This window comes from Fodinibius sp. AD559 (assembly GCF_052712805.1).
Map to the genome: position 1 here is coordinate 301,050 of NZ_JBQPVW010000004.1, position 17,142 is coordinate 318,191.

13 protein-coding genes and 1 other RNA gene are annotated in these 17,142 nt (G+C 42.9%); 5 read left to right on the forward strand and 9 right to left on the reverse strand.

Annotated features, from left to right (window positions below; translation table 11 throughout):
- Positions 1 to 6: 6 nt before the first annotated feature.
- Positions 7 to 1,797 (reverse strand): signal peptide peptidase SppA, encoded by a 1,791-nt coding sequence (sppA, locus tag ACQ4LT_RS09450; protein WP_445665790.1) that lies wholly within the window; start codon positions 1,795 to 1,797, stop codon positions 7 to 9.
- Between the two features lie 107 nt (positions 1,798 to 1,904).
- On the opposite strand from sppA, the gene ACQ4LT_RS09455 reads away from it, so the two are divergent.
- Together ACQ4LT_RS09455 and alr are read left to right on the forward strand one after the other, a co-directional pair.
- The gene (locus tag ACQ4LT_RS09455) at positions 1,905 to 3,503 is read left to right on the forward strand and encodes a phytoene desaturase family protein (RefSeq protein WP_445665791.1); all 1,599 of its coding nucleotides are present in this window, start codon (positions 1,905 to 1,907) and stop codon (positions 3,501 to 3,503) included.
- Between the two features lie 13 nt (positions 3,504 to 3,516).
- Positions 3,517 to 4,581 carry an alanine racemase gene (gene alr / locus ACQ4LT_RS09460; protein ID WP_445665792.1) on the forward strand — a complete coding sequence of 355 codons (1,065 nt, stop codon included), beginning with the start codon at positions 3,517 to 3,519 and terminating at the stop codon, positions 4,579 to 4,581.
- A gap of 12 nt (positions 4,582 to 4,593) precedes the next feature.
- Here the strand turns inward: alr and ACQ4LT_RS09465 are convergent, their stop codons facing one another.
- The 7 genes from ACQ4LT_RS09465 to ACQ4LT_RS09495 all read right to left on the reverse strand — a co-directional run bounded on the left by ACQ4LT_RS09465 (position 4,594) and on the right by ACQ4LT_RS09495 (position 11,855).
- Positions 4,594 to 5,151 (reverse strand): FKBP-type peptidyl-prolyl cis-trans isomerase, encoded by a 558-nt coding sequence (locus ACQ4LT_RS09465; RefSeq protein WP_445665793.1) that lies wholly within the window; start codon positions 5,149 to 5,151, stop codon positions 4,594 to 4,596.
- Between the two features lie 121 nt (positions 5,152 to 5,272).
- Positions 5,273 to 6,115, reverse strand: a complete 843-nt coding sequence (gene tatC / locus ACQ4LT_RS09470; RefSeq protein WP_445665794.1) for a twin-arginine translocase subunit TatC — start codon at positions 6,113 to 6,115, stop codon at positions 5,273 to 5,275.
- Between the two features lie 19 nt (positions 6,116 to 6,134).
- The gene (gene glyA, locus ACQ4LT_RS09475) at positions 6,135 to 7,433 is read right to left on the reverse strand and encodes a serine hydroxymethyltransferase (RefSeq protein WP_445665795.1); all 1,299 of its coding nucleotides are present in this window, start codon (positions 7,431 to 7,433) and stop codon (positions 6,135 to 6,137) included.
- Between the two features lie 5 nt (positions 7,434 to 7,438).
- Complete coding sequence (rpiB, locus tag ACQ4LT_RS09480; protein ID WP_445665796.1) at positions 7,439 to 7,882, reverse strand: ribose 5-phosphate isomerase B; 444 nt, start codon at positions 7,880 to 7,882, stop codon at positions 7,439 to 7,441.
- Positions 7,883 to 7,998: 116 nt separating this feature from the next.
- Positions 7,999 to 8,685 carry a DUF4159 domain-containing protein gene (locus ACQ4LT_RS09485; RefSeq protein WP_445665797.1) on the reverse strand — a complete coding sequence of 229 codons (687 nt, stop codon included), beginning with the start codon at positions 8,683 to 8,685 and terminating at the stop codon, positions 7,999 to 8,001.
- A gap of 12 nt (positions 8,686 to 8,697) precedes the next feature.
- Complete coding sequence (locus tag ACQ4LT_RS09490) at positions 8,698 to 9,579, reverse strand: DUF4249 family protein (RefSeq protein WP_445665798.1); 882 nt, start codon at positions 9,577 to 9,579, stop codon at positions 8,698 to 8,700.
- Between the two features lie 2 nt (positions 9,580 to 9,581).
- Entirely contained in the window at positions 9,582 to 11,855 is a 2,274-nt protein-coding gene (locus ACQ4LT_RS09495; RefSeq protein ID WP_445665799.1) for a TonB-dependent receptor, read from the reverse strand.
- Between the two features lie 159 nt (positions 11,856 to 12,014).
- On the opposite strand from ACQ4LT_RS09495, the gene ACQ4LT_RS09500 reads away from it, so the two are divergent.
- Positions 12,015 to 14,603 carry a bifunctional aspartate kinase/diaminopimelate decarboxylase gene (locus ACQ4LT_RS09500; protein ID WP_445665800.1) on the forward strand — a complete coding sequence of 863 codons (2,589 nt, stop codon included), beginning with the start codon at positions 12,015 to 12,017 and terminating at the stop codon, positions 14,601 to 14,603.
- A 7-nt stretch (positions 14,604 to 14,610) separates the two neighbouring features.
- Here the strand turns inward: ACQ4LT_RS09500 and ACQ4LT_RS09505 are convergent, their stop codons facing one another.
- Positions 14,611 to 15,099: a hypothetical protein gene (locus tag ACQ4LT_RS09505; RefSeq protein ID WP_445665801.1), complete on the reverse strand. Its 489-nt coding sequence runs from the start codon at positions 15,097 to 15,099 to the stop codon at positions 14,611 to 14,613.
- A 202-nt stretch (positions 15,100 to 15,301) separates the two neighbouring features.
- On the opposite strand from ACQ4LT_RS09505, the gene ssrA reads away from it, so the two are divergent.
- Together ssrA and ACQ4LT_RS09515 are read left to right on the forward strand one after the other, a co-directional pair.
- Positions 15,302 to 15,668: a transfer-messenger RNA gene (gene ssrA / locus ACQ4LT_RS09510) on the forward strand.
- Positions 15,669 to 15,764: 96 nt separating this feature from the next.
- Positions 15,765 to 16,790: a TIGR00341 family protein gene (locus ACQ4LT_RS09515; RefSeq protein ID WP_445665802.1), complete on the forward strand. Its 1,026-nt coding sequence runs from the start codon at positions 15,765 to 15,767 to the stop codon at positions 16,788 to 16,790.
- Positions 16,791 to 17,142 lie beyond the last annotated feature (352 nt).

Below are 17,142 nucleotides of genomic sequence, written 5' to 3' on the forward strand. Positions count from 1 at the left end.
GGGTATTTATTGAATACTAATTTCGTATGGAAATAATGTTAATGCATCGCGACGCTTGAGGACCGAAAACTGCTGTTCAATGTTTTGCATCTCATTAGAAAAAATCCAGCTGCTGGGTAAAAATGCTTTGGCCTGTGTTGCAGCTGATCCCATAAATAGTTCGTAAATTGTTTTAGGTTCAGGATATTTGGCAATTTTGTAATCACTGATCTCGGCTTTTTTAGCTGCTAAGCTCAGTGCTTTTTCGAGGCCGCCTAACTTATCAACCAAGCCATTTTCATAGGCATCAGCCCCAACCCAAACACGTCCTTGGGCAAGTTCGTCCATCTGACCAACTTCCATGTTTCTTCCTTTAGCCGCTTTGGTGATAAAAGTTTGGTAGAAGTTATCGATATACTGTTGGAATGCTTTCTCCTCAGATGCCGTAAACTCCCGCGTCGGAACCAACCAGTCAGCATGTTCGTGGGTTTTTACCTTATCAAAGGTAATGCCCAGTTTGTCATTCATTAATTCCCTGGTATTGAATTTTGTGCCGAATACACCTATAGATCCTGTAATAGTTGTTGGTTCTGCAACGATAGAATCAGCGGCCATGGCTATGTAATATCCACCGGAAGCTGCAACACCGCCCATGGAAACAATAACCGGCATATCCTTCTTGGTTTCTTGCAGCATGCGCCAAATTGCATCAGAAGTACTGCCTGAACCGCCCGGACTGTTAATACGTAGGACCAATGCCTTAATGTCGTCATCCTCACGGATTTCTTCGAGCTGCTCTTCTATAAAATCGACGGTAATCTGTTGCTGATTGTTGAATGGGGAATTAGAACCTACATCTGGCATAATGGGCCCATTGGCATATACTACCGCAATTTTATCTGATGTTGAGGGAGTTGAAAGGCCGGCTGAGGATGATGTAACTTTTGAATAGCGGTTAAAGTTGACGGTATTTATAGAAGCACTTTCATCAAGGCCTATTCTGTTTTCTATATGAGCAACTAACTCATCCGTATAGACAAGAGAGTCTATCAGCTGATTTTCAAAACCGAACTGGGAAGTTAAGTTAGGTTGACCGTTTAGCAGTTGGTCAAGCTCTTCGGTAGAATGGCCGGTTTTGGCACTTACTGCATCTAAAAAGGTAGTGCTTGTTTGATTTAATATCTGGGTAAGTTGATATTCATTTTCATCGGATAGATTTTTTCTGAAAAAGGGTTCAACGGCACCTTTATATTTACCGTGACGAATGACTTCCGCATCTATTCCCAGCTTTTCAAACATCCCATCGTAAAATGTTACCTGGCTGAAAAACCCGTCAAATTCGAAGAATGTTTCCGGCGGAGCAAAGATAGAGTCAGCTGCTGTTGCTAAATAATACCCCTTCTCGTTATATCCAATATCATTAGTACTGGCGTATATGAATTTGTCAGAACTGTCCCGAAACGCACTAATTAGTCGGTGTGCCTCTTGAATATTTGCCCAGCTTTCGGTCATGAAATCAATTTCAAGCCAAATGCCTTCGACATTATCGTGAACTTCGGCTTTGGCTAAATTTTCTTTCAATGTTTCCAGGGAGACCTTATCATTCTTTGACTGATTTAAGAGTTCATCCAATGGATTTTGAGAATCCTGGCTGGGCAACATCCCGCTGAGAGAAATTTTTAGTACGGAATTACTCTGGATATATGGCTCTGGCTCTTGAGAGCTTGTTGAAATGGTAATAATGCCAACAAAGAAAATAAGCAACAGTGCGATGAGTGTCCCCAGTGTGGCAGCAATAAGTGTTTTGAAAAAATTCATAAAATTAAACGAAGTATATTGTTTCAGAATTAATTACGGTAATGAATTGTTAAAACCCCTGTACGTTAAATTTTGAAGTATGTTATTAAAAGTAAGTATTATAAACAATGCCAAAACAAGATGTTATAATTATAGGTTCAGGTCATAATGGTCTGGTTACAGGTTGTTATTTGGCCAAAGAAGGCTATTCTGTTAAAGTGCTTGAGCGTCAGGAGCAACTGGGAGGGGCGGTGAGTACCGAGACGATGTTCAAGTCTGAGAAATATCCGAAGGGATTTCGGATGGATGTGGGATCATCTGTGCATATTATGATTCATCAGACCGGGATTTTGGAAGAGCTTGAACTGGAGAAATATGGGTTAGATTATATCGAAATGGATCCCATTATGTCGTATCCCGTGCCAGAGGGAAAGGGCGTTATCCATTTTTTTAAGGACCTGGAACGTACCCTGGATTCCATTGCCAAAGTGGCCCCCGAAGATGTCGAGAATTATCGGGATTTTGTAGAGTTTTGGGGACGTATCAACAAGGGGGTTCTGAAAGCGTTTATGGTCCCGCCCAGCGGAAAAAATATTGTTACTGAAGTTGCAAAGGGACAGATTCGTGATGGCAGAATGTTCGAAAAAGGAAAGCAGCTTGGCGGTCTTCAGAAAATACTGAGCAGCTATGGTAAAGTGGTTGATGATGCGTTTGAAAATCCGCATATGAAGGCAGCATTGACGTGGTTTGCAGCACAGTCGGGACCAACCCCCGATCATCCCGCTACGGGCGACTTTGCCGGGTGGCAATCGATGTTGCACCAGAGTGGAGCCAAGCATCCGCGCGGCGGCAGTGGAATGTTAACGCAGGCGATGGCCCGATTTATTGAAGCCCACGGCGGGGAAATCATTACCGGATCTCCTGTTGAGGAAATTATTATTGAAGATGAAAAAGCTCTGGGTGTTCAGACGGAAGGAAGAGCATATCGGGCCGATACTATTATTTCCAATGCTCATGTACAAACGACCATGATGAAGCTGGTGGGTCGTGACCATCTGCCGAGTTCTACCTATGAAAAGGTAGAAAACATTAATGTTGGCAATGGTTTTGGGATGGTTATCCGCTGTGCCGTAGAGGAGCTGCCGCGATACACTGCCTGTTCGGATGATCCCTATATTCATAACGGAATGCAGCTGCTGGCACCTTCGGTTCAGTATATGAATGATGCTATTGGTGATTATCTGCAGAAAAAGCCTCCGACAGATCCTGCTGTATTGGCGATGACGTTTTCGCAAATTGATCCCGATGTGGCTCCCAGTGGGGGGCATACCCTTTTTGCGTGGGCGCAGTGGCATCCCTATCAACTGCAGGATGACTTGCATTGGGATGATATTCGAGAACGGGAAGCACAAAAAATTTATGATGTAGTGACACGTTATGCGCCGAATATGGAAGACAAGCTTATCGATTGGTATATACAGTCGCCGCTTGATATCGAACGCAAGCATGGATTATTGCGTGGGAACGTAATGCACGTAGAGATGAGTTTTGATCAAATGTTTATGTTTCGTCCCATTCCCGAAATGAGTGAGTATAAAACTCCTATTGAGAACCTATATTTATCATCGGCATCATGTCATCCCGGAGGTGGCGTTTTTGGTGCAGCAGGATATAATGCTGCAAATGTAATTTTAAAAGATACAAAGAAATCCTGGTTTAATATATAATCGTACGGCTTTTATGATTCAGAAATCGAATGCTACAGTTGAGATTAATCTTTCACAGCTCAAACAAAATTTACAGACGCTGCGCTCGTATTTAGATGAAGATACTCGTGTTATGTCTGTGGTTAAGGCGGATGCCTATGGACATGGAGCTGTAGAGGTGGCCGGCACGCTGGAACCCATGGTAGAGGCTTTTGCTGTTAATGATATCCACGAAGGTATAGAACTGCGTAAGCAAGATATAACGAAGCCTATTCTTGTTTTTGAGGTTCCACAGAAAACGACAGCATCACAATACAGGGTACATAATCTAACGGCTACGGTGAGTGCCAAAGAACATTTCGATTGGCTACCCAATGGAACTTCGTATCACCTCAATTTTGATACGGGCATGGGTCGTTTGGGATTTGCACCAGAAGAAGCGGAACACGTCTTATCGCTGATGGAGGAAAATAACAATTTATTTTGCACTGGTTTGTACAGCCATTTTGCAACAGCGGATAGTCCGGGGTCGGACTTTGTTACTGAACAGCATCGTTTGTTTACAACTATTCGAGAGCAGTTTCCCCAAGAATTATCAGCACATATTGCCAATACCGGTGCTACCGCTTTTTATTCAAGTGAGCAGTTTGATATGGTTCGTCTGGGTATTGGCCTTTATGGTTATGCCCCCGGCAAAACGGATATTGAGGGGATTAGTCCTATACTTCAGTGGAACTCAAAGCTTGTGCAAGTAAAACCTATTATTGAGCAAAGCACCGTAAGTTATGGGGCGACATGGCAGGCTCCTGCAGATGGAAATTTGGGGATTATTCCCGTGGGATATGATGACGGTCTCAAACGAAGTTTATCAGAGGAATTGACGGTACGAATTGATGGCGTAGTATATCCGTTGGTGGGAACTATAACTATGAATTATTGTATGGTTTTTCTGGGTGATGACCAGTATAAAACCGGGACTCCTGTTGAGTTACTTTATACCGAAAGCAATGCACGCGATTGGGCATCAAAAATTGATACCATCCCTTATGAAATATTGACGAGTATCAATCCCAAGATTTCCAGGGAATATATTTTATAAAGATGTGAGTTGTTATAAACCGGTTAGCTTCACGTCGTAACGAAGAGTTTCATCTCTTAGATCCATGCCATTAACTCCTGGTCGGTTGTCATTATATCCCAATGATGGGGGAACAATAATGACTCTTTTTTCCCCTTCTTTCATCCCTAACAGTCCGCGACGAAAGCCTTCAATTTGTGCTGTCTGTTGCTGAGTTGAATTGGGAGTGAGATTTGTTATAATTGCGGAAGTGGTATTGCTATCAGCATAGGTGCTTTCAAAGATTTCACCTTCGCCGGTTCCACCATCAAAAATACGACCTGTGTACTTTACACTTATCTGGTCAACCGGTTGAACGGTACAATATTTTTCGATTCCTCCGGGGCAAATGCCTTCTTCAATGATATATATTTCAACTTCCCCTTCTTTGGTATAGGTAGAATCTGCTTCTGATAAATTATAGGCATCAGGTACGAAACTGTAATCAGGTCCGGTTGGCCTGTTGTTATCATCGCTGCAACCCTGAATAAGAAGTGCTGAAGAAATGAGTAGTAGAAACAGCAGAAAAGGTAATTTGCTAAAAAATCTCATCGATACGATACTATTTATAATCTGATTGTATTGAGGTAGTTGTAAATTCTGTCTACGCTTATTTTAATAGCGTTAAAGGTAACGTATTTACAGTGCACAGGAAAACAAAATATTTGAGTCCTTACCCGTCACTAAACGCTTTTTCCAGCTCTTTGTTGCGTTTGCGAACCCCTAATTTACTGATCCATATAGAAAGCTGGAAAAGCAATACCAATGGAATTGCTATAAGCACTTGCGAAACGGGATCAGGAGGCGTTAAAAAGGCCGAGAGAACGAAACAGGAAATGATGGCATGTCGTCGGTATTGCTTTAGAAATTCGGGGGTAAGTAATCCGAATTTTGAAAAGAAGTAGCTTAGTACCGGCAGTTGAAAGATTATACCGCATGATAACACCCACATTGTAAGCGAGCTGAAATACTCGTTAATGTCGAAATCGTTGTGGATGGCATCAGATATTTGAAACTGACTAAAAAACTGAAGGGCAAAGGGAACAAGAATGAAGTATCCAAATGCTACGCCCAGCAGAAAAAAGAAGGTGATGAATGCACTATGGCCAATTGATTTCCATTTTTCTGATTTTTCCATGGCCGGCTCTATAAATGACCAGAGTTGATAAAAGAGAATGGGGGATCCCAGAATGCCTCCAAAAACGATAAGTGTGCCCCAGTAGGTAAAAAATTGCCCGGGCAGTTTTCGGCTTTGGATGGTGAGGTCGATAGCATCAATGCCGAGAAGCTGATACACAAAAAAGTTCGAGTGGGTTGGCCCCAGCATAACTTCCGCAACAAGAAAATCGCCAATGAAAAAAGCGATAATCATACCTATACCAATACCGCCAAGCCCCTTAATGAGTCGCCACCGGAGTTCCTCGAGATGATCCAGGAATGACATGTTGGCGGTACGATCTTTAGGTTTTTTGGCTTCGGGTAAATCCCCGGTCATTATTTGGCGCTCTTCAGTCATAAAAGGTATGGGACAATTTCTATGCAGTTACGAAATCATAAAGTGGAAATGAATCACAGAGCTCGGAGACTTGGCCTTTCACTTTTTTGATGACGGATTCATTTTCCGGATCTTGCAGTACTTTATCGATCAGTTCAGCGATTGTCTTAAACTCGTCGGTTCCAAATCCACGGGTAGTCATGGCCGGGGATCCAATACGAATACCCGAAGTTACAAACGGACTTTCGGTATCGAAGGGTACCATATTTTTGTTGAGCGTAATATTTGCTTTTTCCAGCGCTTCTTCGGCAATTTTACCCGTTAACCCTTTGTTGCGGAGGTCGACAAGGATAAGATGATTGTCCGTACCGTTGCTTACCAGGTCGTATCCCATCTCCATCAAGGTATCGCCCATTGCTTTGGTATTTGCTTGCACCTTCTTTTGATACGATTTAAAATCGTCTTGCAGTGCTTCTTTAAAAGAGACAGCTTTTGATGCAATTACATGCATAAGCGGCCCACCTTGCGTTCCCGGGAAAACGCCGGAATCGAGTATTTCACTCCAGTTTTTGGTTCGCCCTGATTTTCGAGCCGTTACACCCAGCGTGTTTTTTCCATCTTCTCCAAGCAGTATCATTCCCCCGCGCGGACCACGTAACGTTTTGTGGGTGGTTGTGGTAACAACATGGCAGTGGGGTAGAGGATTATTTAGTAAGCCTGCGGCGATAAGTCCGGCAGTGTGTGCCATATCCATCCACAGATAGGCTCCAACTTCATCAGCAATTTCGCGAAATGCCTTGTAGTCAAAATCGCGGGGATAGGCAGAGGCTCCGATCGAAATAAGTTTTGGCTGAACCTCTTTGGCTTTTTTTCGTACTTCTTCCAGGTCTATGCGGCCCGTTTCTTTGTCAACGCCGTAGAATTCAGAGTTATACAGGATTCCGGAAAAGTTGACGGGCGACCCATGGGTCAAGTGTCCACCGTGCGAAAGGTCGAGTCCCAAGAGCGTTTCACCGGGTTTCATAAAAGTGAGATAGATTGCGGCATTTGCCTGGGCTCCTGAGTGAGGTTGCACATTTACCCAGGATGCTCCGAAAAGTTTTTTAGCTCGTTCACGGGCAAGCTCTTCAACTTTGTCCACAACTTCACAGCCGCCGTAATATCGTTTTCCGGGCAGCCCCTCGGCGTACTTATTAGTCAGCGTAGATCCCATTGCTTCCATGACGGCTCGTGATGCAAAATTTTCGGAAGCAATAAGTTCTAAATTATCATTTTGACGCTCTTTTTCTTCGGCTAAAAGTTGATATACATCAGAATCTTGATCAGATAGAGATTGCATAAACGTTATTCTTTATTAGTTAGATCGTGAATTTTGTTAACGCGACGTTCGTGGCGGCCGCCATCAAAATCGGTGTTTAACCAAATTTTCACAATTTTTTTTAAATTCTCGTCACTAAGCTCTCTACCCGGCAGGCACAAAATATTTGCGTTATTATGCTGTCGAGTCATTTCAGCAGATTTATCATCATATACCAGGGCAGCGCGAACGTTCTTATATTTATTGGCTGTCATACACATACCCTGTCCGCTTCCACAAATAAGAATACCCTTCTCGTGCTCACCGTCGTTAACCTTTTCGGCTACTTGCACAGCAAAGTCAGGATAATCAACAGACTCATCAGAGTGGGTTCCAAAATCAACGGGCATGTGATCCATTTCTTCGAGCCATGTCTTAACTTTCTCTTTGGCCTCAAAACCGGCGTGATCGCTGGCTATTGGAATGATCATAAATACATGAGATTTGCTTGAATTTTACGTTGGTTAAATATCCGTAAATTACGCCTTATTAAAAAGGGAGTAAGTATAATATATTCGTTCCCTTTCAATCTGAACCGATCGCAGTCCTACTGTCCGCTGGTAAGTGCATATATTAAGATATTTGTACCCATTTGAAGAGCCTTTTCTCTGACGGCGGCAGGATCATTATGTACATCAGGATTCGTCCAGCCATCTCCCAAATTCGTTTCATAGGTATAGAATACGGCCAGCCTGCCTTCAAGAAAGATGCCGAATCCCTGAGGTGGTTTTCCATCGTGTTCATGGATCTTGGGGAGCCCATCGGGAAATTCAAAAACTTGATGGTAGATGGGATGGTCAAAGGGAATCTCGATTAATTCTTCCTCGGGAAATACTTTGGTGATCATTTTTCTGAAATGTTCATCCAGTCCGTAATCATCGTCAACGTAAAGAAACCCGCCGTTTTGCAGATATGCCCGCAGGTTTGAGGCCTCGGCCTGGTTTATAGTGATAGTACCATGACCGGTTAAAAAGGCAAAGGGATAGTTAAATAGATCGGGACTGCCAATTTCTACATCGTCGTATTCGGGATTAATAGCAATAGGTACCTGTTGGCGGGCAAATTCAGCCAGATTTCGTAAAGCCGACGGATTGTTATACCAATCTCCGCCTCCGCGATATTGGATGCGGGCTAAATTAAAGGAGTCGGTATCCTGGGCTATTGTCGGCCAGGTAAAGCTTGTGGCCAAAACGAACAACAGGATATATTTAAGGATGTTAGAAATAGAAACCATTGAAATATTAAGTTACGGTCGGGCAATATAAGTTCCATTCGTATCACTGGCCATGCTTCCAAAAATACCAATCCCACCGTTTACATTATAACGGATATTTTGAATTTCTCCGGGTGATAAGGTAGTACCTCCTGATTGTGTATCATGAGATCGGAGGAAATCATAAAGATTATCATCTATGGTATTTACAATGATATTATTAGCCCCATAGAAGGCAACGGCTAACCAAGGTAAACGTAAGGTGATGGTGCTATCAGAATTTTGCTCAAAATTACCCTCATTAACAATCCCCGATGAATTAACGTAATACTCCTCAATATCGGTTTCATCGTTATCTACTTGATCGGCATAAAAGGGCGTTAAATTACCGGGATTTGTATCTAAGGCATTAATAGTAAAAACAAAATAGGTTTGGCGGTCAGTAATATAGGAGCTTGGAGTGGTCGTAAGCTCAACCTGCTGTTTACCTTGATATATATAGCTGGGTTCCAACTCATTAACAGTTTGAAAGTCGCCGGGAACATACGTAGTGGAAGAAATATTATCCCCATTTTTTGTAGTAACGTGTAGGCGATACAGTTGTGCGGCCCGGATGGTAGTATTATTAACAGGGGTGTAAATGCCCGGCTGCTGTTCTTGGTACGGATACTGATCGGCGACGGAGCTGTCAGGGTTTAAACGCTGAATTTCTACTGTTGCCCCAGATACAGTATTATCCTCAAATCGGTAGGTCTCATCGATGGGATTCGTTGTGGAAAGTCGAACCTGTTGAAGATCGCCGTTAGCAACTAAATACGATTCTACGACATAGTATTCTTGGTATTCATCTTGTTCGTAAAGTTCGCATCCTGACAAGACTGCTAAAGCCGTTATTATGGCAATTAGTTTTTTCATTGTTAAAAATCGACGGTGTATGAGATGGTTGGTAAAATGGGGAGCAGTGTTATCGCTTCGCGCTCCGCGGGATTTTTATCTAAATTATAATTATAAAACCAGACATTGCGACGGGAGTAGACATTTATGACTTGAAATTGCCATTCTGCTTCTCCCATCCCAAAAAAAGTACCCTTGCGACTAAAGCTAATATCCAGCCGATTGTAATCGGGCAGACGTGATGCGTTAACGCGCCCTACAATCAGTTGGTCATAGCTGAGTCCCGAGGTTGGAACATCGAATGCGGTTGTACGTCCCAGCGGTTTGGTATAAGCTTGACCGGTGGCATAGTTAAAGGATACCGTTGTTGACCATCGCTTGCTAAGATTGTATTGCAGAACAATGTTGAGATCATGAATGCGATCATATTTAGGCGGATAATATCGGGCCGTACCTTGGTTGGTAATCGGATCATTAAAATTGGGAAACCTACGTCGGGTTACGCTAAAGGTGTATCCGACAAATCCTGTTAGTCGGCCAATTTGCCGTTCAAAGAAAAGTTCGGCGCCATATGCATATCCCTCTCCAAATCGGAAAACTTCATTGTAGGGTAATCCAGCCTGATCGGTAATAAAAGGATCGAGTTCAAACAGATCTTTCATTGAACGGTAGTAAAGTTCCAAGTCTAAGCCATATCCTTCCCATGGTATTGTTTTGGCTCCTATTACATATTGATTGCCATAAGCGGGAGGGACGCCGTCGTCGGTTGTAAGCCAGACGTCAAATCCGGTAAAAGCTTCGTTGGAAATAAGCGTTAAAAACTGGTTGTATCTTCCATAAGCTCCCTGTAGACGAATACGATCGGTGGGGCGGTATTCCAGGGCCATGCGGGGTTCCAGTCGCAGGTATTGTCCTTCGCTGAATCCGGCTATTCGCAATCCGGGCGTGGCAATCCACTGGTCTGTTATATCCCATTTATCCTGAACATACCATGAACCGTACTGCGTTTGGATTCGTGAGCTAAATGTATCTTCACCGTCGAAGCTGTCTTGTAGTTTTAATGTTAGATTTCCCATCCAAAAACCGGTAGAAATTTCATGATTTTCATTGGGCAGGTATTCGATGTCCCCTTTAAGTGAAAAATCGTAAATATTATTTGATCGCTCGATAGGGGTTGATGCAAGATTTATGGTGGGATAGTTAAAATATCGTGATCCGGTTAGCGTAAAGTTGGAGAAGACTTTGTCAGAAAAAATGTGAGTCCAGGTTGAGCTGAGCGTCTGATTCCCATAATTCAGATTAATACCCGCATCAGTGGCGAAGGGAAATTTTAAGTTATCAGTTCCGGTATAAAAAGCCAGTGAAAGTTTGTTATTTTCATTGGCATCGTAATTAACTTTTCCATTGACATCGAGGAAGTAAAAACTCTCGGGAATGTTCTCAGTTGTCTTTTGTAGTATGGCAAGGGCCGGTTCAAGGGTAGAGCGGCGAACGGCAAGCATGTAGGATCCTTTTTTGAATGGACCTTCAATGGTAGCTCGTGAAGAAAGCAGACCTACCGAAATAGATCCTTCAAATTCCTTCCTATTGCCATCCTTATTGAAAATAGTGAGCACCGATCCCAGTCGGCCACCGTATTTGGCCGGATATCCGCCTTTATAGAGACGTACATCCTTAACAGCATCAGGGTTGAAGGTAGAGAAGAATCCAAAAAAGTGTGAGGGATTGTAAACAGTGGTGCGATCGAGCAGGATTAGGGTTTGGTCGGGACTTCCCCCGCGAATGTATAATCCGCTGGAAAAGTCGGACGCCGCTTTTACTCCCGGGAGCAGCTGAAGCGACCGAAAGACATCAGATTGAAGAACAGAGGGCAAATCTTTGATAAGTTTCGTCTGCATCTGGGCAATACCAATATTGCGTTGCTCCTCTTTTTCGCGCTCGGATTCAACGACTACTTCATCAAGTTGAAATCCTTCCGGATCAAGTTCAATATCAAGGCGTAAGCTTTGTCCTGGCTCGAGGGTGATTTCTTGCTCGTACCGCTGATATCCTACATAAGTAGCAACAATGGTATATGTTCCGGGATCAATATCTGTGAGGGAGAAGTATCCCGAAGTATTTGATGATGTACCTTTGCGACTGTCTTTTAGTGCAATATTGGCTGAAATAAGCGTTTCACCGGTTTCGGCATCAGAAATATATCCATTTAACGAAGCAGATTGTTGCCCATACGTAAATTGTGCCGATAGAAAAATAACCAGCACTGCTATTAATTTTTTCACGCCTCGAATAGCCATAGTTTGAAAATCATATTTAACGATACCCAAAGTAAGAGAATTAAAAGGTTCACTGAAAATTAGTTACCGAGTTTTTACAAAAAACGGATCCAGAGATTATTATCTTTATGGCTCATTATAAATGAGCAAAATAAAAATTACAGTTAGCATTAATACAATATGAGCAGTGAACGTTCGAATTGGATCGTATTAAAATTTGGAGGCACCAGTGTATCATCCCTGGAGAATTGGGAAAAAATTGCATTGGAAGTTCAGAAACGACGCAATGATGGCTATAAGGTATGTCTGGTGCATTCTGCACTGAGCGGGGTCTCCAATACGCTCGAAGAAATTATTGAAGTGCCGTCTGATAAGAATATCTTTAAAAAGGTAGAACAGATTAAGAAGCAGCACCTTGATTTAGGTCAAAAACTGGATGTTGCTGCCCAAGAACTACTTTCTGATGATTTTGAGGAGTTGGAACATATTGTAAAGGGAATTGAGCTCATCGGTGAAGCAAGCTATCGGGTTCGCGCGCGACTTTTGGCGATGGGGGAGCTGATGGCGACGAAACTTGGCAGTGCCTATCTGCAAAAAACGCTGGATGGTGTGCAGTGGATGGATGCTAGGGATCAAATCAAAACGATTGTTCGCAAAAATGCCACGGAGCGCTCGCGTATTATTTCTGCGGTAAGTACTACGGATTATAACGAAGGAGTTGCTGAAGCGCTAAATAAAGCGGGCTCTATTGTAGTTACCCAAGGATTTATTGGCAGTGATTCGGAGGATAAAACTGTAATTTTAGGTCGTGGAGGATCGGATGTTTCCGCAGCCTATTTTGCCGCAAAAATTGGAGCAGAACGGTTGGAGATTTGGACAGATGTACCCGGGATGTTTTCAGTAAATCCACATGCTGTGCCTTCTGCAAGATTATTAAATCACCTCAATTACGAAGAAGCGCAGGAGATTGCCACCAATGGGGCCACGGTGTTACATCCACGGAGCATAATGCCTGCTCGCAAACACGGTATTCCTATCCATGTGCGCTGTACATTAAGACCCGAATTGTCGGGTACCGTTATTTCAAATAAGGGTTCTGATGATGAAGCAATAGTTAAAGCGATTGCCGTCCGTGACGATGTAATTCTGGTGAGTATGGATTCGCTGGGAATGTGGCAAGAGGTTGGTTTCCTGGCGGATGCTTTTGAGGTATTTAAGCATTTTGGTTTATCTATTGATCTGGTATCCACTTCGCAGTCGAATGTTACGGTTTCTCTTGATTCCGGATTGAATGATCATTTTCATGATATTCGCGATGAGTTTGTTGAGGATTTGGAAAATTACTGCCAAGTTGAGGTTATTGAATCTGTTTCAGCAGTAAGTCTGTTGGGACGCCGCATCCGTACCATTTTGCATCAGCTGGGTTCAGCCTTTGAGGTCTTCCAAGAGCACCAGGTTTACTTGGTTAGCCAGGCTGCAAATGATCTGAATTTTACTTTTGTAGTAGAAAGCGAGCAAGCAGACCGGCTGGTGCGTCAGCTGCACGAACAAGTAATTCTGCAGTCGGGCAAACAGGATTCGTTTGGCCCCACTTGGTCACAGTTGATGAAAGAGAGTGATGAGGTAAAAGAAAATGGTAAAGACTGGTGGAGAGAAAAGCGTGAACTACTTCTGGAGATTATGCAGGGTAACGGTTCTACATATATTTATGACCTGGATACGGTTAAGCGATACGCCGGGTTTATCCAAAATCTGGATGCGGTATCATTTGGCCTATATGCAATGAAAGCTAATGCGAATGATGAGGTATTAAAAACCTTTAGACAACTTGATTTCGGCTTTGAATGTGTATCAATTGGGGAGGTGGAAAAAGTTTTTGAATTATTCCCTGATATCGATCCCAAAAAGATACTATTTACCCCCAATTTTGCTCCCCGATCTGAGTATGAAGAGGGGTTGGAGCTGGGCGTTAATGTGACGCTCGATAATATTTATCCACTGCAGAAATGGCCTAATCTGTTTAAGGGAGAGGAGCTTTTTTTACGTATCGATCCCGGTCATGGTGGCGGACATCATGAGCATGTTAAAACCGGCGGTGTGCAGTCCAAGTTTGGTATTCCTCGCTTTGAGCTTGACGAACTTAAAGAATTGGTTGAAGCTCATGAGATATCCGTAAAGGGATTGCATGCCCATATCGGAAGCGGTATTAAAGATCCGCAATCGTGGAAAGATACGGCTATAATTTTGCATAAAGTTGCCGAACAGCTGGGTGGTGTTGATATATTGGATTTGGGGGGCGGTTTTGGAATTCAAGAAAATGAAAACCAAGCAAACCTGGATATCGAAGAGGTCGATAAATCATTAAAACAATTTAAAGAGGCCCATCCACATTATGATCTCTGGGTTGAACCCGGGCGATTTTTAGTTGCAACGGCCGGTGTATTATTGAGTAAAGTAACACAGCTAAAAGGGAAGGGCGAAATGCAATATGTAGGTATCGAAACGGGGATGAATTCTTTTATCCGGCCCGCTCTCTACGGAGCGCGACATACCATTGTTAACCTTTCAAAAATAGAGGAACCTACTAATCAGACTGTGAATATCGTTGGACCTATTTGTGAATCAGGTGATAAGCTGGGTATTGATCGCTTGTTTCCGAACTCAGAAGAGGGTGATGTTATTTTGATTGCTAATGCCGGCGCTTATGGGAAAGTGATGAGCTCAAATTATAATTTACGTCAGCCAGCCGGAGAAAAGGTGATCAAATAAGTAATTTTTATAAGCTGGATTTAGTGATGGTAAAATAACGTCTTGGCGGGTTGGGAGCCGTTTCCCAAACCAATTTGCCATTATACCAGATACGCTCAGCTATGGAACCTCGACCCTCATTGTAACCCTGTACTTGCAGGGTATCAATGTTATCGCGATGATCTTCGATTAACGTTGTGGACTTGCCGTCAATAAATTCTCGATTGGGAAATACCCGGAGTGCATAGCGATTTGTTCCCTCATCTACATAAAAAGAAGATTGGTTATCAGCTGCTTCGACACGCTCAAACTCTCCGGATTCTTCATTTTTTTTCAGATAGTAGATATTGTAAAACTGGAAATAATCGGGTTTCAATAAATCCTCTCCTTCTTCGTTTACATAACTAATGCTAATATCCATTATGGGAGGGGTGTTACCGAAATCTTGATTATTCGTAATACAACCGAAAGTGAGGAAGAGACCAACTGCCAGTACAAGAAGGAGTTGTTTTTTCATAATGGTAGGAATCCATCAGGTTAAGTCTTTAAAATTAGATTATTGAACTTCTTGATAGAAATCAATCAGAAATATTTATAATCTTATTTCATTGACTTTGGCACAAAATACTTTGAATTTTATGCCGTTTTGATTTGTTGTATACAATGAGAACATAGAGAAAGTAAAAGGTTCTCCACACAGTTTTGTTCTTTAACATATTGGGGGTGTAATGGATTCGACGGAGTGAGTAAAATCGCAGGCTGCATGCCGAGCTTGAGCGATGATCTCGTAAATCATCATCATGCAATTAAATGTAGTTGACAACAACTATTCTTATAGCTTAGCTGCGTAACGCAGCTTAGCCGTTCCTTCAGCTTCTTGCCTGTCAGTGCTGAATGGAGCGCCGACTATGACAGGATAGCGTAGGTTTCGCAGACTGTCGAACCTGCGTAAAACTTTAACAGTCTAGTCTGAAGTTGCCTGTTGCCGGGCGATGCTTCAGGCGAACTTTAAACGGCAACTAAGCATGTAGATGCTTGAACGATATACCATTTCGGACCGGGGTTCGATTCCCCGCACCTCCACAAGAGATTAAAAGCCTAACCTTAAGAGGGTTGGGCTTTTATTTTTTACTTTTCAAATTCCTTTGTACCCTGTAGCAAATTATCAAAAAAGTTTTTTAGATGAATTATCGTATGCTGGAGCTTATTGCTCCTCCCGAGACTGCTAAAGAAGCACGCACTTTTGTTGAGGATGAAGAGGTGTTAGGGGTGTGGTCAGATAATTTAGAGGATGGTTGTTCGATATTACGGATATTGATAGATGCCAATCGTACGGAAGGTCTTACTGATACGCTAACCGAAAAATTTTCGCACGTCGACGGATTTCGAATTATGCTCCTTGAGGTGGAGGCTACCTTGCCACAACCCAATGAGAAGGAGGAGGAAGAAGATACGGATGAGGAGCAGGACGATTCGGAAGAGAAAAGTATCGGGAGAATAAGTCGCGAAGAACTTTACTCTGATATTGCCAGCGGGAGTGAGATGAATACTGTATTTATAGGATTGGTGTTGTTATCAACACTTGTGGCAGGGGTTGGGCTTGTTCGTGATGATGTGGCGGTAATCATCGGGGCAATGGTTATTGCTCCACTGTTGGGACCCAATGTATCTATGGCGTTGTCTGTGACCCTCGGTGATCTCGATTTGGGATGGCAGTCACTCAAAACTAATATAGCAGGACTTCTGGCGTCGGTTACATTGGCTTTTATAATGGGATTAGTGATGCAGGTAGACGTGGAGTCGCAACAGCTCATTAATAAGACCAGTGTAAGCTTGGGAGATATAACGATTGCAATGGCTGCGGGGAGCGCAGGAGTATTAGCCTATACTCGTGGCGTACCTGCAGCAATTGTAGGAGTGATGGTTGCCGTGGCATTGCTGCCCCCGCTGGTTAACGTGGGATTGTTGCTCGGTGCGGGATATATAAATTTGGCAATAGGATCAGTGATACTTACGACTACTAACCTTATTTGTATTAACTTGGCTGGAATTCTGACCTTCTTAGTGCAGGGCATTCAGCCTCGTAGCTGGTGGGAGGTAGAAAAAGCAAAAAAGGCTACCCGTATTGCTATCGGGATTTGGGTAGCTCTGTTGGCAATTCTTGCTATAATTATCTGGTACTGGAACTTATCTGTTAACCCTCTTTAAGTAGATTGTCCAATTGTTGCCGGCTGATGCAAGGGCGATCCGGTGCTACTTTTACGATATTTGGGTAATTAATACTTCCTTTCTTATAGTATCACTTTTCAATAGAGCCAGTCGTTTGGCAAGAGGTTCAATACGGATCGTGTCATTCTTTGATCAATATATTTTTAGTTCCTCCTCCGCCACCGGTTGGCCATTCCTCATTAAGGTAGATAAGCAAGGAGATAACTCTTTAAAATAGATTTATCGAGCTATGTCTTTGTGGAATTTATTATTGATTGTGTTGAACTTCTGCTGTTGATACACATATCCCGAGGGCTATTCTCCAATCCTTTTGTAGAAAAATATTAGAAAA